Annotated in this window: 20 protein-coding genes and 1 pseudogene; 14 read left to right on the forward strand and 7 right to left on the reverse strand. The window is 71.7% G+C overall.

The window, feature by feature from the left end; translation table 11 throughout:
- The first annotated feature begins 12 nt into the window (after positions 1-12).
- The 3 genes from ectB to thpD are packed head-to-tail and all read left to right on the forward strand — an operon-like array spanning position 13 to position 2,610.
- On the forward strand, positions 13-1,284 hold the full coding sequence (ectB, locus tag CCN44_RS00420; protein WP_086696572.1) for a diaminobutyrate--2-oxoglutarate transaminase: 1,272 nt from the start codon (positions 13-15) through the stop codon (positions 1,282-1,284).
- A gap of 21 nt (positions 1,285-1,305) precedes the next feature.
- Positions 1,306-1,710 carry an ectoine synthase gene (locus CCN44_RS00425; protein WP_059248615.1) on the forward strand — a complete coding sequence of 135 codons (405 nt, stop codon included), beginning with the start codon at positions 1,306-1,308 and terminating at the stop codon, positions 1,708-1,710.
- Between the two features lie 6 nt (positions 1,711-1,716).
- Positions 1,717-2,610 carry an ectoine hydroxylase gene (gene thpD / locus CCN44_RS00430; RefSeq protein WP_059248616.1) on the forward strand — a complete coding sequence of 298 codons (894 nt, stop codon included), beginning with the start codon at positions 1,717-1,719 and terminating at the stop codon, positions 2,608-2,610.
- A 64-nt stretch (positions 2,611-2,674) separates the two neighbouring features.
- Here thpD and CCN44_RS00435 read toward each other — a convergent pair whose 3' ends face one another.
- The 4 genes from CCN44_RS00435 to CCN44_RS00450 all read right to left on the reverse strand — a co-directional run bounded on the left by CCN44_RS00435 (position 2,675) and on the right by CCN44_RS00450 (position 6,115).
- Complete coding sequence (locus tag CCN44_RS00435) at positions 2,675-3,781, reverse strand: aminotransferase class V-fold PLP-dependent enzyme (RefSeq protein ID WP_189397446.1); 1,107 nt, start codon at positions 3,779-3,781, stop codon at positions 2,675-2,677.
- Positions 3,782-3,842: 61 nt separating this feature from the next.
- Positions 3,843-4,559 carry a DsbA family oxidoreductase gene (locus CCN44_RS00440; RefSeq protein ID WP_059248618.1) on the reverse strand — a complete coding sequence of 239 codons (717 nt, stop codon included), beginning with the start codon at positions 4,557-4,559 and terminating at the stop codon, positions 3,843-3,845.
- A 75-nt stretch (positions 4,560-4,634) separates the two neighbouring features.
- The gene (locus tag CCN44_RS00445) at positions 4,635-5,141 is read right to left on the reverse strand and encodes a GNAT family N-acetyltransferase (protein WP_237481934.1); all 507 of its coding nucleotides are present in this window, start codon (positions 5,139-5,141) and stop codon (positions 4,635-4,637) included.
- Entirely contained in the window at positions 5,138-6,115 is a 978-nt protein-coding gene (locus CCN44_RS00450) for a GlxA family transcriptional regulator (RefSeq protein WP_059254892.1), read from the reverse strand. Before CCN44_RS00450 ends, CCN44_RS00445 begins: the two co-directional genes overlap by 4 nt.
- A 70-nt stretch (positions 6,116-6,185) precedes the next feature.
- On the opposite strand from CCN44_RS00450, the gene CCN44_RS00455 reads away from it, so the two are divergent.
- The gene (locus CCN44_RS00455) at positions 6,186-7,568 is read left to right on the forward strand and encodes an MFS transporter (protein ID WP_086696567.1); all 1,383 of its coding nucleotides are present in this window, start codon (positions 6,186-6,188) and stop codon (positions 7,566-7,568) included.
- Here CCN44_RS00455 and CCN44_RS00460 read toward each other — a convergent pair.
- Positions 7,528-8,130, reverse strand: coding sequence for a DUF1349 domain-containing protein (locus CCN44_RS00460; protein WP_059248620.1), 603 nt, complete (start codon positions 8,128-8,130; stop codon positions 7,528-7,530). The two genes, CCN44_RS00455 and CCN44_RS00460, sit on opposite strands and share 41 nt — an antisense overlap.
- Positions 8,131-8,167: 37 nt before the next feature.
- Positions 8,168-9,697 carry an aldehyde dehydrogenase (NADP(+)) gene (locus CCN44_RS00465; RefSeq protein WP_079080920.1) on the reverse strand — a complete coding sequence of 510 codons (1,530 nt, stop codon included), beginning with the start codon at positions 9,695-9,697 and terminating at the stop codon, positions 8,168-8,170.
- Between the two features lie 154 nt (positions 9,698-9,851).
- Here CCN44_RS00465 and CCN44_RS00470 point away from each other — a divergent pair, with 154 nt between their 5' ends.
- The 6 genes and pseudogenes from CCN44_RS00470 to CCN44_RS00495 all read left to right on the forward strand — a co-directional run.
- A complete protein-coding gene (locus CCN44_RS00470) occupies positions 9,852-10,625 on the forward strand; it encodes an IclR family transcriptional regulator (RefSeq protein WP_059248622.1) in 774 nt (257 codons plus the stop codon).
- A 25-nt stretch (positions 10,626-10,650) separates the two neighbouring features.
- Entirely contained in the window at positions 10,651-11,124 is a 474-nt protein-coding gene (locus tag CCN44_RS00475) for a GNAT family N-acetyltransferase (RefSeq protein ID WP_059248623.1), read from the forward strand.
- A gap of 125 nt (positions 11,125-11,249) precedes the next feature.
- Positions 11,250-12,704, forward strand: a complete 1,455-nt coding sequence (locus CCN44_RS00480; protein ID WP_086696568.1) for a peptidoglycan D,D-transpeptidase FtsI family protein — start codon at positions 11,250-11,252, stop codon at positions 12,702-12,704.
- A gap of 282 nt (positions 12,705-12,986) precedes the next feature.
- Positions 12,987-13,556: a SigE family RNA polymerase sigma factor gene (locus CCN44_RS00485; protein WP_059248625.1), complete on the forward strand. Its 570-nt coding sequence runs from the start codon at positions 12,987-12,989 to the stop codon at positions 13,554-13,556.
- On the forward strand, positions 13,553-14,407 hold the full coding sequence (locus CCN44_RS00490; protein WP_059248626.1) for a hypothetical protein: 855 nt from the start codon (positions 13,553-13,555) through the stop codon (positions 14,405-14,407). Before CCN44_RS00485 ends, CCN44_RS00490 begins: the two co-directional genes overlap by 4 nt.
- A gap of 231 nt (positions 14,408-14,638) precedes the next feature.
- Positions 14,639-15,676: pseudogene (locus CCN44_RS00495) on the forward strand (glycoside hydrolase family 43 protein); the annotation flags it as partial.
- Positions 15,677-15,683: 7 nt separating this feature from the next.
- Here the strand turns inward: CCN44_RS00495 and CCN44_RS00500 are convergent.
- Positions 15,684-16,481 (reverse strand): HAD family acid phosphatase, encoded by a 798-nt coding sequence (locus CCN44_RS00500; protein WP_059248627.1) that lies wholly within the window; start codon positions 16,479-16,481, stop codon positions 15,684-15,686.
- Between the two features lie 213 nt (positions 16,482-16,694).
- Between CCN44_RS00500 and CCN44_RS00505 the strand changes: the two genes are divergently transcribed.
- Genes CCN44_RS00505 through CCN44_RS00520 form a run of 4 tightly spaced genes read left to right on the forward strand, consistent with a single transcriptional unit; the run spans position 16,695 to position 22,222 of the window.
- On the forward strand, positions 16,695-17,060 hold the full coding sequence (locus CCN44_RS00505) for a hypothetical protein (RefSeq protein ID WP_059248628.1): 366 nt from the start codon (positions 16,695-16,697) through the stop codon (positions 17,058-17,060).
- Entirely contained in the window at positions 17,050-21,318 is a 4,269-nt protein-coding gene (locus CCN44_RS00510) for a DUF6531 domain-containing protein (RefSeq protein ID WP_237481932.1), read from the forward strand. Before CCN44_RS00505 ends, CCN44_RS00510 begins: the two co-directional genes overlap by 11 nt.
- Positions 21,315-21,752 (forward strand): hypothetical protein, encoded by a 438-nt coding sequence (locus CCN44_RS00515; RefSeq protein ID WP_059248629.1) that lies wholly within the window; start codon positions 21,315-21,317, stop codon positions 21,750-21,752. Before CCN44_RS00510 ends, CCN44_RS00515 begins: the two co-directional genes overlap by 4 nt.
- Positions 21,749-22,222 carry a hypothetical protein gene (locus tag CCN44_RS00520; protein WP_059248630.1) on the forward strand — a complete coding sequence of 158 codons (474 nt, stop codon included), beginning with the start codon at positions 21,749-21,751 and terminating at the stop codon, positions 22,220-22,222. The genes CCN44_RS00515 and CCN44_RS00520 overlap by 4 nt, the downstream gene beginning before the upstream one ends.
- Positions 22,223-22,596 lie beyond the last annotated feature (374 nt).

Here is a 22,596-nt window from a genome sequence, read left to right on the forward strand (position 1 = left end):
GAGCGATTGACCGTGACCATCACCCAGCCCGACCTCAGCGTCTTCGAGACCCTCGAATCCGAGGTGCGCAGCTACTGCCGCGGCTGGCCCGTCGTCTTCGACCGGGCGCAGGGCAGCCGGATGTACGACGAGGACGGCCATGCGTACCTCGACTTCTTCGCCGGTGCCGGATCACTCAACTACGGCCACAACAACCCGGTGCTGAAACGGGCGTTGCTCGACTATCTGGAACGGGACGGGGTCACCCACGGCCTGGACATGTCGACCACGGCCAAGCGGTCGTTCCTGCGGGCGTTCCAGGAGCTGGTGCTGCGTCCGCGTGATCTGCCGTACAAGGTGATGTTCCCCGGCCCGACGGGCACGAACGCGGTGGAGTCGGCGCTGAAGCTGGCGCGGAAGGTGAAGGGGCGCGAGGCGATCGTGTCGTTCACCAACGCCTTCCACGGCATGTCGCTGGGTTCGCTCGCGGTGACCGGGAACGCCTTCAAGCGGGCCGGTGCCGGGGTTCCGCTGGTGCACGGCACGCCGATGCCGTTCGACAACTACTTCGACGGTACGGTGCCGGACTTCCTGTGGTTCGAGCGGCTGCTGGAGGACCAGGGGTCGGGGCTGAACCGGCCGGCCGCGGTGATCGTGGAGACCGTGCAGGGCGAGGGCGGGATCAACGTGGCCCGGCCGGAGTGGCTGCGGGCGCTGAAGGATCTGTGCGAGCGGCAGGACATGCTGCTGATCGTCGACGACATCCAGATGGGCTGCGGCCGTACCGGTGCCTTCTTCTCCTTCGAGGAGGCGGGGATCACTCCGGACATCGTCACGGTGTCGAAGTCGATCAGCGGGTACGGGCTGCCGATGTCGCTGTGCCTGTTCCGGCCCGAGCTGGACATCTGGGAGCCGGGTGAGCACAACGGCACCTTCCGCGGCAACAACCCCGCCTTCGTCACCGCCACCGCCGCCCTGGAGACCTACTGGACCGACGGCCCGGCGATGGAGAAGCAGACCCGCGCCCGCGGCGAACAGATCGAGCAGGCCCTGATCTCCATCACCGAGGAGAACCTCGCCGATGTGAAGGAGTACCGCGGCCGCGGGCTCGTGTGGGGCCTGGAGTTCCACGCCAAGGACCGGGCCGCGCGGGTCGCGCGGCGCGCCTTCGAACTGGGGCTGCTCATCGAGACGTCCGGCCCCGAGGGCGAGGTCGTCAAGCTGCTGCCCGCCCTCACCGTGACCCCCGACGAGCTGGACGAGGGCCTCAGCGTCCTCGCCCGCGCCGTCCGGGAAACCGCCTGAAGCAAGGAGGAGACGCACCCCATGATCGTCCGATCGTTCAAGGACATCGAAGGCACCGACCGGCACGTCAAGGCGAAGTCCGGCACCTGGGAGAGCAAGCGGATCGTCCTCGCCAAGGAGCGGGTCGGCTTCTCCCTGCACGAGACGATCCTGTACGCCGGGACCGAGACGTCGATGTGGTACGCCAACCACATCGAGGCCGTCGTCTGCACCAAGGGCGAGGCCGAACTGACCGACCACGAGGCCGGGAAGACATACACGATCACCCCCGGCACCATGTACCTCCTCGACGGGCACGAGCGGCACACGCTGCGCGTCAAGGAGGACTTCCACTGCATCTGCGTGTTCAACCCGCCGGTCACCGGACGGGAGGACCACGACGAGAACGGCGTCTACCCGCTGCTCACCGAGCCCGAGGAGGTGTGAGACACGATGACCACTGCCACCGTCACCGATCTGTACCCCACCCGCGGCACCACCGAGGTGACCGTCCCGCGCCAGGACCCGGTCGTCTGGGGCTCCCCGGACACCCCCGGCCCGATCACGACGGCCGACCTCCAGGCGTACGAGCGGGACGGCTTCCTCGCCGTCGACCAGCTCATCACCGAGGACGAGGTCGCGGTCTACAAGCGGGAGCTGGACCGGCTGGTGTCCGACCCGGCGATCCGCGCCGACGAGCGGTCGATCGTGGAGCCGAAGTCCCAGGAGATCCGCTCCGTCTTCGAGGTGCACCGGATCAGCGAGGTGTTCGCGAACCTGGTGCGCGATCCGCGCGTGGTCGGCCGGGCCCGGCAGATCCTCGGCTCGGACGTGTACGTCCACCAGTCCCGGATCAACGTCAAGCCGGGCTTCGGCGCGAGCGGGTTCTACTGGCACTCCGACTTCGAGACCTGGCACGCCGAGGACGGCCTGCCGAACATGCGCACGGTGTCCGTGTCGATCGCGCTGACCGAGAACTACGACACCAACGGCGGGCTCATGATCATGCCCGGCTCGCACAAGACGTTCCTGGGCTGCGCCGGTGCCACGCCGAAGGACAACTACAAGAAGTCCCTGCAGATGCAGGACGCGGGCACGCCGTCGGACGAGGCGCTGACCTCGCTGGCGAGCGAGTACGGCATCCGGCTGTTCACCGGCAGGGCCGGCTCGGCGACCTGGTTCGACTGCAACTGCATGCACGGCTCCGGCGACAACATCACGCCGTTCCCGCGCAGCAACGTCTTCATCGTGTTCAACAGTGTGGAGAACACGGCGGTGGAGCCGTTCGCGGCGCCGGTGCGGCGGCCTGAGTTCATCGGTGCGCGGGACTTCACGCCGGTGAAGTAGCCCCGCCCCCGGAACCACCGGGCCGGGCCTCCTCGTGTGGGACGGGGGGCCCGGCCCGGTCGTGTCAGCCGGACAGCGCCGCCAGCAGCCGGTCCACGTCCGCGGCCGTGTTGTAGAGGTGGAAGGCCGCGCGCAGGTTGCCCGCGCGGTCGGAGACCTCGACGCCCGCCGCGCTCAACGCGGGCTGCCGGGAGCCGAGTCCGGGGACCGAGACGATCGCCGAGCCGGGCGCGGGCACCGGCTCGTGGCCGAGGTCGGCGAGGCCGGCGCGGAACCGGTCGGCGAGGGCGAGGTCATGGGCGTGGATCGCCTCGACGCCGAGTTCCTCGATCAGTTCGAGGGAGCGGCGCAGGCCGGCGAAGGTGAACAGGGCGTGGGTGAGGTCGAACCGCCGTGCCGAGTGGGCGAGTTCGGCCACCGGGCCGTAGCAGCTGTCCCACGGCCGCTCGGCCGCGACCCAGCCCGCGAGCACCGGGGTCAGTCCGCCGAAGTCCTCGGGGACGGTGAGGAAGGCGGCGCCGTGCGGGCCCATCAGCCACTTGAAGGAGACGGTGGCGGTGAAGTCGTAGGCGTCCGCCGCCATCGGCAGCCAGCCGGCGGCCTGGGAGAAGTCGACGTAGGTGCGGGCGCCGTGGGCGCGGGCGGCCTCGCGCAGGGCGGGCAGGTCGGCGATCCGGCCGTCGGCGGACTGGGCGGCGCTGACCGCGACGAGCGCGGTGCCCGGCCGGACGGACTCGGCGATCCGCTCCAGCGGGACCGTGCGCACCTTGAGGTCGCCGCGGATGTGGAACGGGTTGAGCACGGAGGTGAAGTCGTCCTCTGCGGTGAGGACTTCGGCGCCCGCCGGGAGGGAGGCGGCGATCACACCGGTGTGCGCGGCGACGGAGGCGCCCGCCGCGACCCGGGTGGCGGGGACGCCGGCGAGCCGGGCGTACGCGGCCCGGCACACCTCCACCTCCTCGTACAGCGGCAGCAGCGGCCGGCCCTCCGCCCGCAGCAGGGCCGCCTCCTGGAGGGCGGTGACGGTGCGGGCGGGCAGCAGGCCGGTGCTCGCGGTGTTGAGGTAGCTGCCGCGCGGGCGGAACTCGGCGCGGACGAGGCGGTCGAAGGTCTCCGTGGTCTCCGTGGTCTCCATGGGTCCACTCTGCGTCCCGGGGAACCACCCGTCCATTGCGGACTTTTCCATGGTTTCCCTCAGGATCGCTTATACGACCGCGCCGACCTGCGGTTTCTCAGTGCTGCGGGACCGCGCAGCCGTCCGGGCCGCAGGCCTCGGCGCCGCCCTGGTCGACGAGCTTCAGCGGGGAGCGCTCGCCCCATGCCTGGGTCAGCGCCTGGGTGAAGACCTCGGCGGGCTGGGCGCCGGAGACGCCGTACGTCCGGTCGAGGACGAAGAAGGGCACGCCGGTGGCGCCGAGCCGGGCGGCCTCGCGCTCGTCGGCGCGGACGTCGTCGGCGTACGCGTCCGGGTCGGTGAGCACCGCGCGGGCGGCCTCGGCGTCGAGTCCGGCCTCCACGGCCAGTTCCACGAGCCGCTCGTCGCCCTCGGTGAAGACGGACCGCTCCTCGGCGAAGTTCGCCCGGTACAGCAGCTGGAGCAGTCGGTCCTGCCGTCCGTGCTCCTTGGCGAAGTGCAGCAGGCGGTGCATGTCGAAGGTGTTGCCGTGGTCCCGGTCGCGGGTGCGGTAGTCCAGGCCCTCGGCGGCGGCCTGCGCGCCCAGGTTGTCCTCGCCGGCCTGGGCCTGCGCCTCGCTCATGCCGTACTTCCTGGTCAGCATGGTGATGACCGGCTGCACATCGCCCTTGGCGCGGCCCGGGTCCAGCTCGAAGGAGCGGTGCACCACCTCGACCTCGTCGCGGTGCGGGAAGGCAGCCAGCGCCTTCTCGAAGCGGGCCTTGCCCACATAGCACCAGGGGCAGGCGATGTCGCTCCAGATCTCGACGCGCATGTCTTCGGCTCTCTCCAGGTCGTACGGGCACGGGGTCTCTCCCCGACCGGTACGTGAACGTTCAAACAGAACGTCTCATTCCCCGGGCGGCACGGAGAGGCGCAGGAAGAGGTGGTGGTCGCCCGGCGCGGGCGGGTGCGCCGGGTCCGGGACCCAGCCGTGGCGGGCGTAGAAGGACCGGGCGCGCAGATTGTCCACATGCACGTCGAGGACGGCGCAGTGCCTGCCGTCGGCGCGCCACCGCGCCACGCAGGCCGCGTGCAGGGCCGTACCGATGCCGCGGCGCCAGTGGTCGGGGTCGACGTGGAACTGGAAGAGCTTGACCGTGCCGGCCGGGCCGTCCTGCGGGGGCCGGAAGGAGGCGATGCCGAGGATCGTGCCCTCCTCGACCACGCACAGCACCTGCCCGTCGGGGCGCTCGACGGCACCGCGCCAGGCCGCGGTCCAGTCGATGCCGTCGTCCGGCAGTCCGTCGGGGTAGTACGTCGAGCGGGCCCGGCGGTGCAGTGCGGCGATGTTCTCCGCTTCGGCGGGCAGCGCGCCGCGGATCGTCCGGGGGCCCCGCTCGTGGTGACTGATCACGCAGCGGAGGACGCGGCCGTCGGCCGGCCGGTTGCGTGGCGGCTGAACTGCGCACGGTACGCGCTCGGGGTGAGGCCGGTGCGGCGGACCAGGTGGGCGCGGAGCGAGTCGGCGGTGCCCAGACCGCAGGCGGCGGCCACCTGGTCCATGGGCAGCCGGGTGGTCTCCAGCAGTTCCTTGGCGCGCTCGATGCGCTGGTGCAGCAGCCACTGCAACGGGCTGACCCCGCTCTCGGCGTGGAACCGGCGGGTGAGGGTGCGCACGGAGACCCCGGCGTGCCGGGCCAGGTCGGTCAGGGTGAGCGGCTTGTCCAGGTTGCGCATGGCCCAGCCCCGGGTGTCGGCGCAGGCGGTGCCGCGCTCGGGCGGCAGCGGGGTCTGGGTGAACTGGGTCTGGCCGCCGGGCCGGACCGGGGCGACCAGGGCGAGCCGGGCGACCTCGTTGGCGACGGCGGCGCCGTAGTCCGTACGGATGATGTGCAGGCACAGGTCGATGCCGGCGGCGTAGCCGGAGGAGGTCAGGAACGGGCCGTCCTGGGCGTACAGGACATCGCCCCGGACGTCGATGTCGGGGTGCCGGCGGCGCATCTCCTCGGCGTGTGCCCAGTAGGTGGTGGCCTTGCGGCCCTTGAGGAGTCCGGCCTCGGCGAGCGTGAAGGCACCGGAGCAGATGGAGGCGATGCGCTTGCCCCTCCCGGCGGCCTCGCGCAGCGCCTCGATCACCCGCGGGTCCGGGGCGAAGGGCTGCCCGGTGCCGGCGACGAGCACGGTGTCCGCCTCCCCCAGCGCCTCCAGTCCGCGCGGCACGTGCAGTTCGAGCGTGCCGGTGGTGGGCACGGGCCCGGGGTCGGGCGCGCAGATCACCACCTCGTAGCCGGGGCGGCCGTCGACCCGCACCTTGTCGAAGAGCAGCTCGGGGATGGCGAGGTTGAACATCGACACGGGCGGGGACGCGACGACCGCGATACGCAGCATGGCCAGAACCTCCGGATGCATGGCATTCAGGTCACTACTGTACGTCGCGGAAGATCAGCAGCATGGGGGCATGCGAACGAAGCAGACCCCACGCGTCCACCAAGTGCCGGACAACACAAGGGAGTTGAAAGCTCCCGCTCCTGCCCTCACCCTGGCCGCCGCCGTCCTCGGCTTCGCGTTGATCACCCTCGACGCGTCCGTGGTGACCGTGGCCCTCCCGGCCATGGGCTCCGCCCTCGGCGGGGGGATGTCCGGGCTCCAGTGGGTGGTGGACGCCTACACCCTGGCCTTCGCCGCGCTCATGCTCTCCACGGGCGCCTTCGCGGACCGGGCGGGAGCGAGCCGGGCGTACGCGCTCGGCACCGCCCTGTTCACCCTGGCCTCGGCGGCCTGCGGTCTGGCCCCGAGCCTGCCGGCGCTGATCGGCGCGCGGGTGGTGCAGGGCGTCGCGGCGGCCGTGGTGCTGCCCGCCTCGCTGGCGCTGGTGCGGCAGGCGTACCCGGAGCCGGGGCGGCGGGCCCGGGCGGTCGCCACCTGGGCGGCCGGGGGCTCGGTGGCCGTGGCGCTGGGCCCGGTGGCGGGCGGCGCGCTGACCACGGTCTGGGACTGGCGGGGGATCTTCTTCATCAACCTGCCGCTGGGCGCGGTCGCCCTGGGCCTGCTGCTGCGCGCCCCGCGCTCCGAGCGCCGGCCGGCCCCGCTGGACCTGCCGGGCCAGCTGACGGCCGTGGTCGCGCTGACGGCGCTGACGTTCGCGGTGATCGAGGGCGGTACGGCGGGGGTCGCGGCCCTCGTCGTGGCGGCCGGCGCGGCCGGCCTGTTCCTGCGGATCGAGGCGCGTCAGCCGCACCCGGTCGTCCCGCTCGGTCTGTTCCGCGACCGGGCGGTGCGGGTGGCGGTGACGGCGGGGGCCGCGTGCAGCGTGGCGTTCTACGGGGTGGTGTTCCTCTTCTCGCTCTTCTTCCAGCAGGTGCAGGGCCGTTCGGCGCTGTTCGCCGGCCTGATGTTCCTGCCGATGTCCGGGCTGATCGCGGTGACGAACGTGGTCTCCGGGAAGCTGGCGGGACGGTACGGGCCGCGGCTGCCGATGCTGGTGGGCGAGGCGCTGGCGCTGGCGGGCCTGCTGGGTCTGCTGTACGTCGACGCGGGCACGTCCGCCGCCGTGGTGGCCGTCCTGCTGATCCCGATGGCGCTCGGCTGCGCGCTGACCGTGCCGCCGCTGACGGCCGTGATGCTGGACGCGGTGCCGGCCGAGCGGGCGGGCCTCGCGGCCGGGGTGCTGAACGCGGCCCGGCAGGTGGCCGGCGGGCTGGGGATCGCGGGGTTCGGTGCCCTGGTGAACGGTGACTTCGCCGCCGGCCTGCGGACCAGCCTGCTGCTGGGCGCGGCCCTGTTCGCCCTGGCCTTCGCCCTCAGCTGCCGTCTCGCAGGTCGCTCGGCGGGCCGGCCCTGAACGCGATGCGGTCGTACGTCACCGCGCACCCCTCCCCCACCGGTGACTGGGCCATGAATCCGACCAGCGCGGCACCGGTCTCCTTCTCCTCGCCCAGGGTGAACAGCCGGACGAAGGTCCAGCGCTCGCCGTCCCGGGAGGCGTGGAAGGCGAAGGCCCGCCCGATCCGGCTGACCCGCAGCCACACGGCGTCCCCGTCCACGGTGACGGAGTTGGCGTCGTCGGAGTGCCCCCGGGTGACCACCGTGCAGACGGTGGGCACGTCCGGGGAGTACTCCAGACAGAGCTTCGCCCAGGCCCTCTCGCCGACGTGGACGTACAGGACGCCGGCGTCGAAGGGCGCGCGGAACGCGACGGTGACCCGCGCGATCAACTGGAAGTCCCCCTCGGGCGCCCCGAGCAGCCGGGGCGCGTCGGAGGCGGGTTCGAGGCCGTCGCCGGTGGGCGGGACGAACCGGTCCTGCCGGGGCCCGGCCCGCCCGGTGAGCACGCCGTCCCGGTAGGACCAGTCGCCGTCCGGCCCGTGGGCCGTCAGGGGGAAGGGCAGCTCGGGGAGTTCCAACTCCGTCCACCTCCTGTCGATGTGCGGCTCCGCCGCGCTACCGCTCCAGCACCCCGTTGAACCGCCGCGGCAGCCCCAGGGGGTTGTCGTCCTTCAGCTCGGCCGGCAGCAACGCCTCGGGCGCGTTCTGGTAGACGACCGGCCGCAGCCAGCGCTCGATCGCCGTGCCGCCCACCGAGGTGGACGTGGACGTGGTCGCCGGGTACGGCCCGCCGTGATGCTGAGCCGCCGCCACGGCGACCCCCGTCGGCCACCCGTTGACCAGCACCCGCCCGGCCAACGGCGTCAGCTCGGCCAGCAGCTCGGGCCCGCGCCCGCGCCCCGCGGCCTCCTCCGAGGACACCTGGACGGTCGCCGTGAGGTTGCCCGGCAGCCGGGACAGCACCGCCGCGGCCTCCGCCTCGTCGGCATAGCGGGCCACCACGGTGACGGGCCCGAAGCACTCCTCCAGCAGCAGGTCGTACGCCCCCTCCGCGGTCAGCTTCTCCGCCGGCACCGTGAGGAACCCGGCGCTGACCGCGTGCTCGCCGCCCGCGCCCGGCGTCACCGGGGCGTCCACGTCCGGCAGTTGCGCGCGCTCGGCCACCCCGGCGACGAAGTTGTCCCGCATGCGGTGGTCGAGCAGCACCCCGGCGTCGGTGTCGCTGACGGCGTCGGTCAGGGACTTCACCAGCCGGTCCCCGGCCGCGCCCGACGGCACCAGCACCAGGCCGGGCTTGACGCAGAACTGGCCCATGCCGAGGGTCATCGACCCGGCGAGCCCGCCGCCGATCTCCTCGGCCCGCTCGGCCGCGGCGGCCTCGGTGACCAGGACCGGGTTGAGCGAGCCCAGCTCACCGTGGAACGGGATCGGCACCGGGCGCGCGGCGGCGGCGTCGAAGAGCGCCCGGCCGCCCCGGACCGAGCCGGTGAAGCCGGCCGCGGCGACCAGCGGGTGCTTGATCAGCTCGACGCCCGCCTCGAAGCCGTGCACCAGGCCGACCACGCCCTCGGGGATGCCGTGTTCGGCGGCGGCCCGGCGCAGCACCTTGGCGACCAGCTCGGACAGGGCCGGGTGGTCGGGGTGGGACTTGACCACGACCGGGCAGCCCGCGGCCAGCGCGCTCGCGGTGTCGCCGCCGGCGACGGAGAAGGCGAAGGGGAAGTTGGAGGCGGAGTAGACGGCGACGACGCCGAGCGGCACCTTGTAGCGGCGCAGGTCCGGGACGGGCGGGGTGGCGGTGTCGTCGGGGTGGTTGATGATGACGTCGAGGAAGGCGCCCTCGTCGACGATGTCGGCGAAGGCCCGCAGCTGGTAGCAGGTGCGGGCGAGTTCGCCGGTCAGCCGGGCCGGACCGAGCGCGGTCTCGGCGTCGGCGGTCTCCACCAGGCCGTCCCGGGCCGCGTCCAGGCCCGCGGCGGCGGAGCGCAGGAACGCGGCGCGGACCGTGCGGTCGGCGAGGGCGCCGCGCGCGGCGTGGGCCGCCCGGACGGTCGCGTCCACCTCCTGGGCCGTGGCCTCCACCGCAACCTGTTCACGCTGCTTCCCGGTGCGCGGGTCGACACTCCAGACTGGTGCTGCTGCCACCGCGGGTCCCTCCCAGTAAAGGCCGCACTCTCTCGGAACTGTCCAGGCTCATCCGTCGACCGCGTTCGATATACTGAACACCGTCTCTGATGATGAATACGCTGCTCGGAGACTATATAACTCAGGTCCTCGCGGAACGAAGGGGTCAAGGGCGATGACGGCAGGCGACACAGGGGGCGGGGCGCAGGTCAAGTCCGCGGTACGGACCGTTGAGCTGCTGGAATACTTCGCCGGCCGGCCCGGTATGCACTCCCTCGCGGCCGTCCAGGAGGCCGTGGGATATCCCAAGTCCAGCCTGTACATGCTGCTGCGCACCCTCGTGGAGCTGGGCTGGGTGGAGACGGACGCGACCGGCACGCGGTACGGCATCGGGGTGCGGGCGCTGCTGGTCGGCACCTCCTACATCGACGGCGACGAGGTGGTGGCCGCCGCCCGCCCGACCCTGGACCGGCTCTCCGACGACACCACGGAGACCATCCACCTGGCCCGGCTGGACGGGACCAACGTGGTGTACCTCGCCACCCGCCAGTCCCAGCACTACCTGCGCCCCTTCACCCGCGTGGGCCGCCGGCTCCCGGCCCACTCCACCTCCCTCGGCAAGGCGATCCTCGCCACCTACACCGACGAGCAGGTCCGCAAGCTGCTGCCGGAGACCCTCCCCGCGCTCACCGAGAACACCCTCACCGACCGGGAGCGGCTCATCGAGGAACTGCACCAGATCCGGGAGCAGGGCTTCGCGGTCGACCGCGAGGAGAACACGCTGGGCCTGCGCTGCTTCGGCGTGGCGATCCCGTACCGCACGCCCGCGCGTGACGCCATCAGCTGCTCGGTGCCGGTGGCCCGGCTGACCCCCGCCCACGAGCAGATGATCAAGGACGCGCTGTTCGACGCGCGGGACCGGCTGACGCTGGCGACCCGCAGGCTCTGAGCCCGCCGGGCCGTAGGCTCGGCTCATGGAGATCGCGCTGCGGGCCGTACGGGACAGTGACGTGCCGGTGTTCCGCCGGCTGATGACCGACCCGGAGGCCGTCCGGATGGCCGCGTTCGGCCCCGAGGACCCGCACGACCGGGCCGCCTTCACCGCCCACTGGGAGCGCCTGCGGGACTGCTCCGAGGTGCTGCGCACGGTCGTGGCCGACGGCGAGGTGGTCGGGAACGCGGCCGTCTACGGCGTGGCCGGCGAGCGCGAGGTGACGTACTGGATCGACCGGGCGTACTGGGGCCGGGGCGTGGCGACGGCGGCGCTGCGGGCCCTGCTCGCCGAGGTGACCGAACGGCCGCTGTACGCCAGGGCGGCGGCCGACAACGCCGGCTCGCTGCGCGTCCTGCGGAAGTGCGGCTTTTGCGAGACGGCCCGGGCGCGGGGGTACGCCGGCGCGCGGGGCCGGGAGATCGAGGAGGTCGTGCTGGTCCTGGGGGCTTCCTGAAGGCCGGGCGGAGACTTCCCGGAGGCCGGGCGGACGCTTCGTGAACGCCGGGCGAGATGAACACCGGATGAGAAATCCGGTCGTACGGGAACGATCGCCCCTCTCCCGCACGTCTTCCCAGCGGGATGAACAAGACGATCAGGCGGGCGTCCGTCTTCGCGCTGCTGCTCGTGCTCGCCCTGCTGGTCAGGGCGACATGGCTGCAGTTCTACGACGGCCAGGCCCTCGCGGACGACAACGACAACCGGCGGAACGCGATCGCGACCTACTCGCGGCCCCTCGGGAACATCATCGTGGCCGGAGACGCGATCACCGGCTCGGCGCGGACGAAGGGAAGCGACCTCGCGTACAAGCGGACGTACAAGGACGGCGAGCTGTACGCCGCGGTGACGGGGTACGCCTCGCAGGCCTACGCCCCCACCCAGCTGGAGGGCATCTACAAGGACCTGCTGAACGGCACGGACAACCGGCTGAAGACCGTGATGGACACCGTCACCGGGGAGCGGGCCGACCCGGGCAACGTGCTCACCACGATCGACCCGGCCGTGCAGAAGGCGGCCTACCGCGCCCTGGGGGACAAGAAGGGCGGGGCCGTGGCGATCGACCCGAAGACCGGCCGGATCCTCGCGGCCGTGTCGACACCGTCGTACGACCCCTCCTCGCTCACCGACGCGAGCACGGCCGGCAAGGCCTGGAAGACGCTCAACGCGGACAAGGACAAGCCGCTCACCAACCGCGCGCTGCGCCAGCCGCTGCCGCCCGGCTCGACCTTCAAGCTGGTCGTCGCCGCCGCCGCGCTGGAGGACGGGCTGTACGACAGCGTCGACCAGCGCACCAGCAGCCCGGACCCGTACACCCTGCCGGGCACGGTGCGCCCCCTGGAGAACGAGAACAAGTCCGCGCCCTGCAAGAACGCCTCCATCCGCGTGGCCCTCCAGTACTCCTGCAACAACGTCTTCGGCAAGATGGCCGTCGACCTCGGGCAGGACAAGGTGAAGGCCATGGCGGAGAAGTTCGGCTTCAACGACGACGAGCTGGACGTACCGGTGCGGGCCTACGCCAGCGTGTACCCGTCGGGCATGGACAAGGCGCAGACCGCCCTGACCGGCATCGGCCAGTTCGACGTCACGGCCACGCCGCTCCAGATGGCCATGGTGTCCGCTGCCATAGCCAACGGCGGCAAGCTGGTATCCCCGCACATGGTGTCCCAGATCACCGACAGCGGCGGTGATGTGCTGAAGGACTACGACGACAGCACCGACCCCCAGGAGATCATCAGCTCCACCACCGCCGAGCAGCTCCAGTCGGCGATGGAGACGGTGGTGAAGGACGGCACCGGCACGAACGCGCTGATCGACGGGGCGACCGTCGGCGGCAAGACCGGCACCGCCCAGCACGGCGAGAACAACAGCAAGACGCCGTACGCCTGGTTCACCTCCTACGGCAAGTCCGACAGCAACGGCAAGGAGGTGGCCGTCGCCGTGATGGTGGAGCAGTCCGACGCGGCCCGCTCGGAGGTCAGCGGCAACGGCCTGGCGGCACCAGTGGCCAAGGCGATGATGCAGGCCGCCCTGAAGTAGCGGGCCGCGGCACAGGGCCCCGCGATCTGCGCGACCGGCCACGGTGAACCCGTGGCCGGTCGCGCAGTGCTGTTCATGGCGGGATCGTTTCCCTGTCGAACCCGCTGCGGGCTTTCCCCGTGGTACACAAACGAGTTCGGTGGGTCATACGCTGTCCGACCCCCCGCACAAGAGCACGAAACGATCACTGCTACGCTTCCGGATCTCCGTCCGGGCCCTCCCCCGGACCCTCGCATGTCATTCACATGACACACGCAGCGCCGCACCGAGAAGAGGTCGCCCGTGGGCACAGTCGTGGACGACGCCGCCTCCGTGGAGTTCCATGCCTTCTTCGAACGGCACTACGCCGAACTCGCGCGCCTCGCCCACCTGTTGACCGGAGAGCCGGACGCCGCCGACGACCTGGCGGCGGATGCCCTGCTGGCGCTGTGGCACCGCTGGGACCGGGTGCGCGCGGCGGACCGGCCGGTGGCGTACGCGCGGGGCGTGGTCGCCAATCTGGCCCGCACCCGGATCCGCGGCGCGGTGCGCGAGCGGCGGCGGATCGCGCTGTTCTGGCCGCGCGGCGAGGAGCGGACCGAGAACCCCGACGTCGCCGGCGTGGTGGACGTCCAGGAGGCGCTGCGCAGGCTGCCGTTCCGGAAACGGGCGTGCGTGGTGCTCCGGCACGCGTTCGACCTGTCGGAGAAGGACACCGCGCTCGCGCTCGGGATCTCGGTGGGTACGGTTAAGAGCCAGACGTCCAAGGGCATGGCCGAACTGCACCGGCTGCTCGGCTCGCAGGGCGACCCGCGGCGGGTGCACGCGGCGATGGCCGCCCGGGCCGGCGAGAGCGGAGGAAGGAACCGATGAGGCAGCAGGACGTGCACGAGGAGCTGCGCGCCCGGCTGCACGAGGCGGCCGAGGCCCACGAACCCGACCGGGCGCGGATCCTGGCCCGGGTGGAGCGCGGCATGGCCGCCTCCCGTACCGGCCACCGGGCCGTACGCCCGCCGGCGCTCGGCTGGTTCCGGGTGGCCGGTGCGACGGCCGCGGTGGCCGGTGTGCTCGCGGTCGGCGGTTACGCGGTGGCCTCGGCGGTGAAGGACGAGCCGCCGGCCCGGCAGACGGTGGCGGTCTCGCCGACGCCCACCGGGCCGCCGGACCGGACCGAGGCACCGGCGCCCCCCGTCCGCTCGGCGGACCCGACGCCCGGCAAGGGCGCCGGGGAGCCCTCCCGCACGCCCGACGCCTCACCTTCCCGCACTCCGGGGGCCACCGCGCCGGCCGAGCCGCCGGCGGCGCGCGCCGAGCAGGACGGCCCCCTGTGGTCGGACGGCTCGGTGGACCCGCACAGCAACGACTTCTGGGCGCAGAGCAATCTGACCCTCAAGACCTCCGAGCCCCTGTCCTCCCTCACCGTCGCGTTGAAGGTCGCGCAGACCGGCGGGGTCACGTCGACGGGCGCGTGGCGCTCGCTGCCCGAGCAGGACTTCACGCAGAGCGTCAGGGAGAAGGACGGGTTCGTCGTCTACACCTGGACGCTGAAGGAGGGGCGTACGGTGCCGGCCGGGCAGTGGGTGTTCGCGGGGCAGTACGACCATGCGCGCGGCGGGCGCGACGCGGGGGCCGACAGCTATGTCATGACCGGTGCGACCGCGGGGCGTACCTATGCGGTGACGGGGAATTTCGCCGCGCACGACAGCTCGGGCGGCGACTCCTAGGTCCGCGACCGGGACCCCCGGCATCGCGCGCCAGGCGTGCCGTGCCCGTCTCGGAGAAGCAGCCGGCCCGCGCAGGGGCGTAGGCGATGGAGGCCGGGCTCGGCGCGAAAACCACCGAAACTTTCGGCCGCCCCGCGCCCGCGCACACCGATTGACGCGCTCCGCCCCGCTGGTGACACTCCGAGAACGCACAGCACCCCACAGAAACCCTCACGCCCCCACAGGACGGTCATGCGCCTCAGAACCCTGCTGGTCCCGCTCCTCGCCCTGCTCCTCACCCTGGTGGCCGCCCCGCCCGGCTCCGCGCACCCCGCGCGGTCGCAGAACGCCGGCTATCTGTTCGTCTACTTCACCGGCGAGGGCACGGCCGACGGCGAGCAGATCCGCTATGCGCTCAGCCGGGGCGACGACCCGCTGCACTGGCGGGAGCTGAACGGCGGGCGCCCGGTGCTGACCTCGACCCTCGGGGAGAAGGGACTGCGCGACCCGTTCGTGATCCGCTCGCCCCAGGGCGACAGGTTCTACCTCATCGCCACCGACCTGCGGATGTACCGGAACAGCAGCGGCAGCTGGGACCAGGTCCAGCGGCACGGCAGCAAGTCCGTGATGGTGTGGGAGTCCACCGACCTGGTCCACTGGACCGACCAGCGGCTGGTGAAGGTGGCCCCCGACACCGCGGGCAACACCTGGGCGCCGGAGGCCTACTGGGACAGCCGGCTGCGGGAGTACGTGGTCTTCTGGGCGTCGAAGCTGTACGCCGCCGACGACCCGGACCACACCGGCTCCACGTACAACCGCATGCTCTACGCCACGACCAAGGACTTCCGCGCCTTCAGCGCGCCCAGGGTCTGGAACGACCCCGGCTACTCGGTCATCGACTCGACCGTCATCAAGGACAGGGGGACGTACTACCGCTTCACCAAGGACGAGCGGGATCCGTCCTCCGGCTCGCCCTGCTCGAAGTTCATCACCGCGGAGAAGTCGCGGAACCTGACCGACACGTCGTACGGCTTCGTCGCCGACTGCGTCGGCAGCGGTGCCCTCGCGCGCGGCGAGGGCCCGACCGTCTTCAAGTCGAACACCGAGAAGAAGTGGTACCTGTTCGTCGACGAGTACGGCCTGCGCGGGTACGTGCCGTTCGAGACCACCGATCTGGCCTCCGGGAAGTGGACCCCCGCCACGGACTACGCGCTGCCGGCCAGCCCCCGCCACGGCACGGTGCTGCCGGTGACGGGGGCCGAGTACGAGCGGCTGCTCGCCGCCTACCCGGAAGGGATCAGCTGACGAAGTACGTCGGGTTCGGCAGCTTGTACGTGCGGTTCGCGTAACCGCCCTGGAGGTCCGAGTACTGGTCGCCGAAGTTGGCGATGATCTCGTAACCCAGGTCGTCCTCGATGTGCTTGCGCGTCCCCGACTTGTACTGCACGGTCGTGCAGTTCCAGGTGCCCGGGGTGGCGCAGTCCTTCAGGTAGGCCGGCGGAGCGGCCTTGTCCTTGAGGAACATGTGGGCGGCGTCGAGGTTCACATCGGCGCCGACCTTCTTCAGGTTGGCGACCGCGGCGGCCCGCTGGGCCTCGCTCAGACCGGAGTTGTAGAAGACCTCGACGCCCTTGGCGTCCGCGTACCGGACCAGCTCCGGGCTGCCGAAGACGGCCGGGCGGTCGGCCTTGTTCACGTAGTCGTTCCAGGTGGCGGAGTTGTACGTGTAGTTGGTGCGCTTCTCGTAGTCGAGGCTGAGCAGCAGCGTGTCGTCTATGTCGAAGACGACGGCCGGCTTCTGGCCCTTGTGGTGCGCCTTGCGGGCCGCCTTGTCGATGTAGCGCTTGGCGTCGGCGTCGATGCGCGCCAGGTCCTTGGCGTACGGGCTGTCCGGGGACGCCTGGTAGACACCGTCGCTGTCGGCGGTGGTGCCGTAGTAGGTGTCGATGTCCTTCACCAGGAGCCCGATGTTGTACGGCTCGTGGGTGGAGTTCGCCGTCGACTGCCCGGCGGTGGCCGCACCCGCGCCGTACAGCGCCGCACCGGCGACGACACAGGCGGCACCGGCCGCGACCGCCTTGAGGGACTTCCGCATGGATTCTCCGGATCTGGTGGATGGGAGTGATGGAGCAGGTCAGAGACTGTCTACGCGCATCACACACACAGGGGCGAGCCCTGTTATGCGATCGATACGCACGCCCTGTTGCGCAGCCACCCGGAGCATTACCTTCCGATTACCTCGATCTGACGCTCCCTTGACTCGATGGCCCTAGGGTCGGGTACCGCGACAGCGAACGGGGGTTCATCGGTGGGCGACGGCAAGGTGCCCGGCAAGGTACTGGACATCAAGACCGCCGACATCAAGGCGGCGGCACCGGCCTTCCAGCAGGGGGCCATCGATCTGAGCAAGGCACTGACCACGCTCATCAAGACCCTGGACGGCCTCGGCGAGCCCTGGGGCCACGACGAACAGGGCGACAAGTTCGGCAACGCCTACACGCCGCAGCAGAAGAAGATCGAGAGCGCGGCGGGCGTCCTGGTGCTCGGTCTGACGAGCATTCACGAGGCCATGGTGGACCTCTCGGACGGGCACGTGGACAACGACCAGCTCATCGCCGGCATGTTCACGCAGGTGAAGACCGACAAGCAGAGCGACGGTACCGGTGAGCGTTGAGGACACGGCCCGCAGCATCCTTCTCAAGATGGGGCTGTGGTGGCCCGAGGCGGACGCCGACAAGCTGCGCGAGGCGGCGAAGGCCTGGCGCACCTTCGCCGGCTCCGTGGACGACGTCCGCTCCCCCGTGCACCGCAGCGCGTCCTCGATCATCCACCACAACACCGGTGAGTCGATCGAGGCGTTCCGCAAGTTCTGGGCCCGGTACGCCACGGACCAGGACGGCGGCTGGCTGAAGGACCTGGCGGACTCCGCGCGGGAGATGGCCAAGGCGCTGGAGAAGTTCGCCGACGCCATCGACGACGCGATCAACCGGCTCTGGACCCAGATCGGCATCGACGCGGCCGTGATCGCCGGCGGTGTGGCGCTCGCCTTCTTCACCGCGGGTCTGGCCTCCGGGGCCGCCGCCGTGGCCGCCGAGGCGCTCATCGAGTTCGGGGCCGCGATAGGCGTGGCGGTCACCACGACCGTCGCCGAGATCGCCGCGGGCGCGCTCGTCGCCGCCGCCTTCGGGGGCATCGAGTCGGTCACGGTCGACCTCGCCGTGGCCCAGCCGCTGAAGATCGCGACCGGACTTCAGCAGGGCTTCAGCCTGGACGAGATCAACCAGGCCGCCAAGGACGGCATGATCTTCGGCGGCGCGCTGGGCGCGGGCGGCGGCGTGCTCAAGGCCGGCCTGGAGGGCGGGCTCACCAGCACCACCCCGCTGCTGCTGCGCCCGCCCTCGCTGCGCCCCGGCCTGGTGGAGCTGGGCCCGGCCGCGCGCAACGCCGAGCGCACCCCCTGTGTCGGCGAGCCGATCGACGTGGCGACCGGCGCGATGCTGATGACGCAGACCGACCTGGTCCTGCCGGGCAGCCCGCCGCTGGAGTTCACGCGCACCCACCTGTCCTCCTACCGGGGCGGCGTCTGCTTCGGCCCGACCTGGATCTCCACCCTGGACGAGTGCCTCCAGATCGACGGCGAGGGGGTCGTCTTCGCGGCGGCCGACGGCATGAGACTGGTGTACCCGGTGCCGGAAGCGGGCGTGGCGACCCTCCCGGTCAAGGGCCCGCGCTGGCCCCTGGAGTGGGACGGCAAGCCGGACGGCGCGATGACGGTCACCGACCCCGCGACCGGCGTGGTGCGCACCTTCGCCGCCCCCGTCCCCTCGCCCTCCTTCGGCGTCTTCCACCTGGCCCTGGACTCCTGGTCCGACCGCAACGGCAACCGCATCGACGTCGAACGCGACGACGAGGGGATCCCGTTCGGCATCCGCCACTCCGGCGGCTACTACGTCGCCGTCGACACCGAGGGCCCGCGCATCACGGCCCTGCGCCTGCTGGACGAGCCGCCCTCCCGCTACCGCCCGGACGCCGCGTCCGACACGGGCACGGTCGTCATGCGCTACGCCTACAACTCCTCCGGCAACCTCACCGAGGTGATCGACTCCAGCGGCGAACCGCTGCGCTTCGCCTACGACACCGAGGGCCGCGTCACCCGCTGGACCGACCGCAACGGCACCTGGTTCGCGTACGTCTACGACGACCGCGGCCGGGTGGCCCGCACCGAGGGCGTCGACGGCATCCTCTCCGGCACCCTCACCTACGACGACACCGCCCGCACCACGACGTACACCGACTCCCGGGGCCACACCTCGGTCCACCGGTACAACGCCGAGGGCATGGTCGTGGAGGAGACGGACGAACTGGGGCACGTCACCCGCACGGAGTGGGACGAGTACGGCTTCCGTCCCGTGGCGGTGACGGATCCGCTGGGCCACACCACCCGTTACGCCTACGACGACGCCGGCAACCTCACCGGCGTGCACCTACCCGACGGCAGCCGGGCCGAGGCGCGGTACAACGCACTCGGCCTGCCCACCGAGGTGATCGAGCCGGGCGGCGCCCTCTGGCGGCACACGTACGACGACCGGGGCAACCTGCTGACGACGGTGGACCCGACCGGCGCCGAGACGCGGTACACGAACGACGCGGCGGGCCTTCCGACCGCCGTCACCGATGCCCTCGGTCACACCCGTACGGCGGCCTACGACCCGGCGGGCCTGCCCGTCGCCCTGACGGACGAGCTGGGCCACACGACGACGGTCCGCCGCGACTCGTTCGGCCGCGTGATCGAGGTGACCGATCCCCTCGGCCACACCGCACGCCTGGGCTGGACGACGGAGGGCAAACCGTCCTGGCACGAACTGCCGGACGGCACACGGGAGTCGTGGACCTGGGACGCGGAGGGCAACCTCCTTTCCCACACCGATCCCGCCGGCCGTACGACCCGGCACACCGCGACCCACTTCGACGTGCCGGCCACGAGGACCGATCCGGACGGCGCCCACTACGTGTTCACGTACGACACGGAGCTGCGTCTGACAGGGGTCACCAACGCGCAGGGCCGCACGTGGTCGTACACCTACGACGAGGCCGGGCGTCTCGTGACCGAGCGCGACTTCAATGGCCGCACACTCACGTACACCCACGACGCCGCGGGCCGGGTCTCCACGCGGATCAACGGAGCCGGCGAGACGCTGTCCTTCACGAGGGACGCGGTGGGGCGGCTGGTGGAGCAGCGGTCCGACGGGGACGAGGTGACGACTTTCACCCACGCGGCGGACGGGCGCCTGACGCGAGCAGTGAACGCGGACGCGGACGTCGTGTTCACGCGGGACGCGATGGGCCGTGTGCTGAGCGAGACGGTCAACGGCCGCACCACCACGTACGCCTACGATGCCCTGGGCCGTCGGGTCCGACGCGAGACCCCTTCGGGGGCGGTCTCGCACTGGACCTACGATCCGGCGGGCCGGCCGGCGCAGCTGCGTACCGAAGCGGGATCACTGGCCTTCGCGCACGACGCGGCCGGACGGGAGACACAGCGGCTCCTGGACAGCGGCGTGACGCTCACGCAGACCTGGGACGCGGTCGACCGCCTCACCGCCCAGTCCCTCACCACGGGTGCGCAGAGCCTGTTGCAGCACCGCGCGTACGCCTACCGCGCCGACGGCCACCTGACCGAGATCCGCGAACTCACCACGGGAGCACGCCGCTTCGACCTCGACGCCGCGGGCCGTGTGACGGGGGTGCGCGCCCACGGCTGGAAGGAGACCTACGCCTACGACACCGCGGGCAACGTCACCGACGCGTCCGCGACCGCCCACGCGGCCGGTGGTGGTCGTGACCTCGACGGCATGCTGATCCGGCGAGCGGGCGACACCAGGTACTCCTACGATGCCCAGGGCCGCCGGACCCGGAAGACCCGTCGGCTGTCGAGCGGGCAGGAGCGGACCTGGGAGTACGTCTGGAACGCGGAGGACCGGCTCGTCGAGGTCGTCACGCCGAAGGGCGACCGGTGGCGGTACGCCTACGACCCGCTGGGCCGGCGCGTGGCCAAGTTCCGCTGTGCGCCGGACGGTACGGCGGCCGACCGCACCGACTTCACCTGGGAGGAGACCCTTCTCGCCGAGCAGCTCCTCGCGGACGGCACGGCCACGACGTGGGACTACGCCCCTGGCACCCACCGCCCCGTCGCCCAGACCAGCGGCAGGCGGGTGGCCGGACCCGCGGGTACGTCCTTCCTCTCCCGGCTCGCCGAGGAGACCACGGCCGACCGCAACACCCGGTTCCATGCCGTGATCACGGACGTGATCGGCACCCCGACGGAGCTCGTCTCCTCCGACGGCACCGTCGACTGGCAGCGGCGTACCACGCTGTGGGGGACGGTGTATCCGGCACCCGCGGACGACACCGAGTCCGTGGACTGCCCGCTGCGTTTCCCCGGGCAGTACGCCGACGCGGAATCCGGGCTGCATCAGAACCTCCACCGCTACTACGACCCGGAGACCGCCGGGTATCTCTCGCCCGATCCGATCGGTCTGGAAGCGGGCCCGCATCCGTACTGGTACGGCCCGCATCCGCTCACCTGGACGGACCCTTACGGACTCGCGCTCTGCCGTACCGCTCCGAGGCTGGAGAACGGGAATCCCAAGGAGGGCTGGCAGCACATCGACGAGCGTCATGTCTCCGGAACCGCCCAGGGCGGTCATGGCGATCTCATGCCCCCGTCGACCACCCGTGAACAGGTGGAGAAGGCCGCGAGGACAATGATCGAGCGCGGCCAGCGGGTGTCGGATCCCGCGCGCCGGATCCAGACGTTCGAGAAGAGGATGACCGTGAACGGCATGTCGGCCCGGTACCGGCTCATCGTCGACTCGGAGGACGGCAACCGCGTCATCACCTTCTTCCCGGTAGGAAAGAGCTACACCCCGTGATCACAGTGCAGTTCACCGTTCGGCCCGGCCAGGGCGACGCCAGCGGCTTCGATCTGGGCGACATGACCATCACCGGGGACCTCGGTACCGCCGGATCGGCCGGCCATGTCCCCGACCAGGGGATGATGATCTACCTGTCGGTCGTCCAGTTGCTGGACAGCCTGGGTGACTTTCTGCGGGGGAACGTCCGTGTGTTCGGCTTCACCGCTGCCGACAGCTCCTTCCGCCTTGTGGTGCGACGGACGAAGGACGGCCTGTCGGTCGCTTCCGAGGACGGCGTAGTCGCTCGGACGACGGCTGGGGAACTCGCCTCCGCCGTGCTCCACGCGGCCGAAGACCTGGCTCGCGCTCTCCCCCCGGAAGACCCGGTCGCGTCCGATGTGCAAGCCGCCCTCGCCGCGTTCCGTCCCCTCGTACCAGGCGGCACGGGATGAGGTTCGTCAAGGCGCACTGGCACGACCACGGATTCCTCGTCGACGCGTCCGCCTACCTGGCCGAACTCCCCCGGCTGGGCAACGCTCTCCCACCGGGCGCCCGGTCCTTCGCCACCGACCCCGGCCACTACGACATCGCGGGCGCCGGCCGCTGTGTGAAGGACCTGGAGCTGGCCGGGATCCACCTCGCCACCGACAAGAGCGGCGGGCTCGTCCTGGACTTCGCCCCCAACAGGTTCAAGCACGACTCCGGCCTGCGCATCACCTACGCGCGCGTGACGCACTTCTCCGTCGACTACGAGCACTCCATCGACTGGATGGCGGTCGACACCGTGCTCCTGGACGAGATCCTCCCCGACGAGAACGGCGGCTGCGTGCACGAGATCGCCCTCACCGACGCGGTGATCACCGTCCGGTGCGAGGACTTGCAGGCCGTCTGGGGAGAAGGTTCGCCGGCCGGCACGGGGTGAAAGACGCGCTGCGGAGCCGTCGGTGGTGTTCTCGGTGTCACCGAACCACCCGACGAGGCGACGCCGCCTGCCATCCGTGACGCCGCGCGGGGTCAGGCCGACGGCGCCGGCCCGCACCCGGGCGGCCTCGCGGGACGTCCCCGGGTGCGGCAGGAGCGTCCGGCCGGGGCCGGTGACGGCGTCCACGGTGGCCTGCACCGAGTCCCCGGGGCGGTCGTGGGCGGCGTCCCGGGTGCCAGGGCGACCGCCCCGGCGGCGAGTCCCGCGAGGAGCGTGCGTCTGCGGAGCGTCAGCGTCCCTCCCACGGCGTCCAGTCGCCGAGCCAGACCGCCCTGGTCGCCGACGCGGCCTGCTCGTCGGTCAGCTGCGGCCGG

Origin of the sequence: Streptomyces tricolor (assembly GCF_002155905.1) — a bacterium.
GTDB lineage: Bacteria > Actinomycetota > Actinomycetes > Streptomycetales > Streptomycetaceae > Streptomyces > Streptomyces tricolor.

Bases quoted from the DNA above. Each gene is read 5' to 3' on its own strand.
- CCN44_RS00425 (WP_059248615.1), top strand. From the start codon at position 1,306: ATGATCGTCCGATCGTTCAAGGACATCGAAGGCACCGACCGGCACGTC.
- thpD (WP_059248616.1), top strand. From the start codon at position 1,717: ATGACCACTGCCACCGTCACCGATCTGTACCCCACCCGCGGCACCACC.
- CCN44_RS00435 (WP_189397446.1), bottom strand. From the start codon at position 3,781: ATGGACGGGTGGTTCCCCGGGACGCAGAGTGGACCCATGGAGACCACG.
- CCN44_RS00440 (WP_059248618.1), bottom strand. From the start codon at position 4,559: ATGCGCGTCGAGATCTGGAGCGACATCGCCTGCCCCTGGTGCTATGTG.
- CCN44_RS00450 (WP_059254892.1), bottom strand. From the start codon at position 6,115: ATGCTGCGTATCGCGGTCGTCGCGTCCCCGCCCGTGTCGATGTTCAAC.
- CCN44_RS00455 (WP_086696567.1), top strand. From the start codon at position 6,186: ATGCGAACGAAGCAGACCCCACGCGTCCACCAAGTGCCGGACAACACA.
- CCN44_RS00470 (WP_059248622.1), top strand. From the start codon at position 9,852: ATGACGGCAGGCGACACAGGGGGCGGGGCGCAGGTCAAGTCCGCGGTA.
- CCN44_RS00475 (WP_059248623.1), top strand. From the start codon at position 10,651: ATGGAGATCGCGCTGCGGGCCGTACGGGACAGTGACGTGCCGGTGTTC.
- CCN44_RS00480 (WP_086696568.1), top strand. From the start codon at position 11,250: ATGAACAAGACGATCAGGCGGGCGTCCGTCTTCGCGCTGCTGCTCGTG.
- CCN44_RS00490 (WP_059248626.1), top strand. From the start codon at position 13,553: ATGAGGCAGCAGGACGTGCACGAGGAGCTGCGCGCCCGGCTGCACGAG.
- CCN44_RS00500 (WP_059248627.1), bottom strand. From the start codon at position 16,481: ATGCGGAAGTCCCTCAAGGCGGTCGCGGCCGGTGCCGCCTGTGTCGTC.
- CCN44_RS00520 (WP_059248630.1), top strand. From the start codon at position 21,749: ATGAGGTTCGTCAAGGCGCACTGGCACGACCACGGATTCCTCGTCGAC.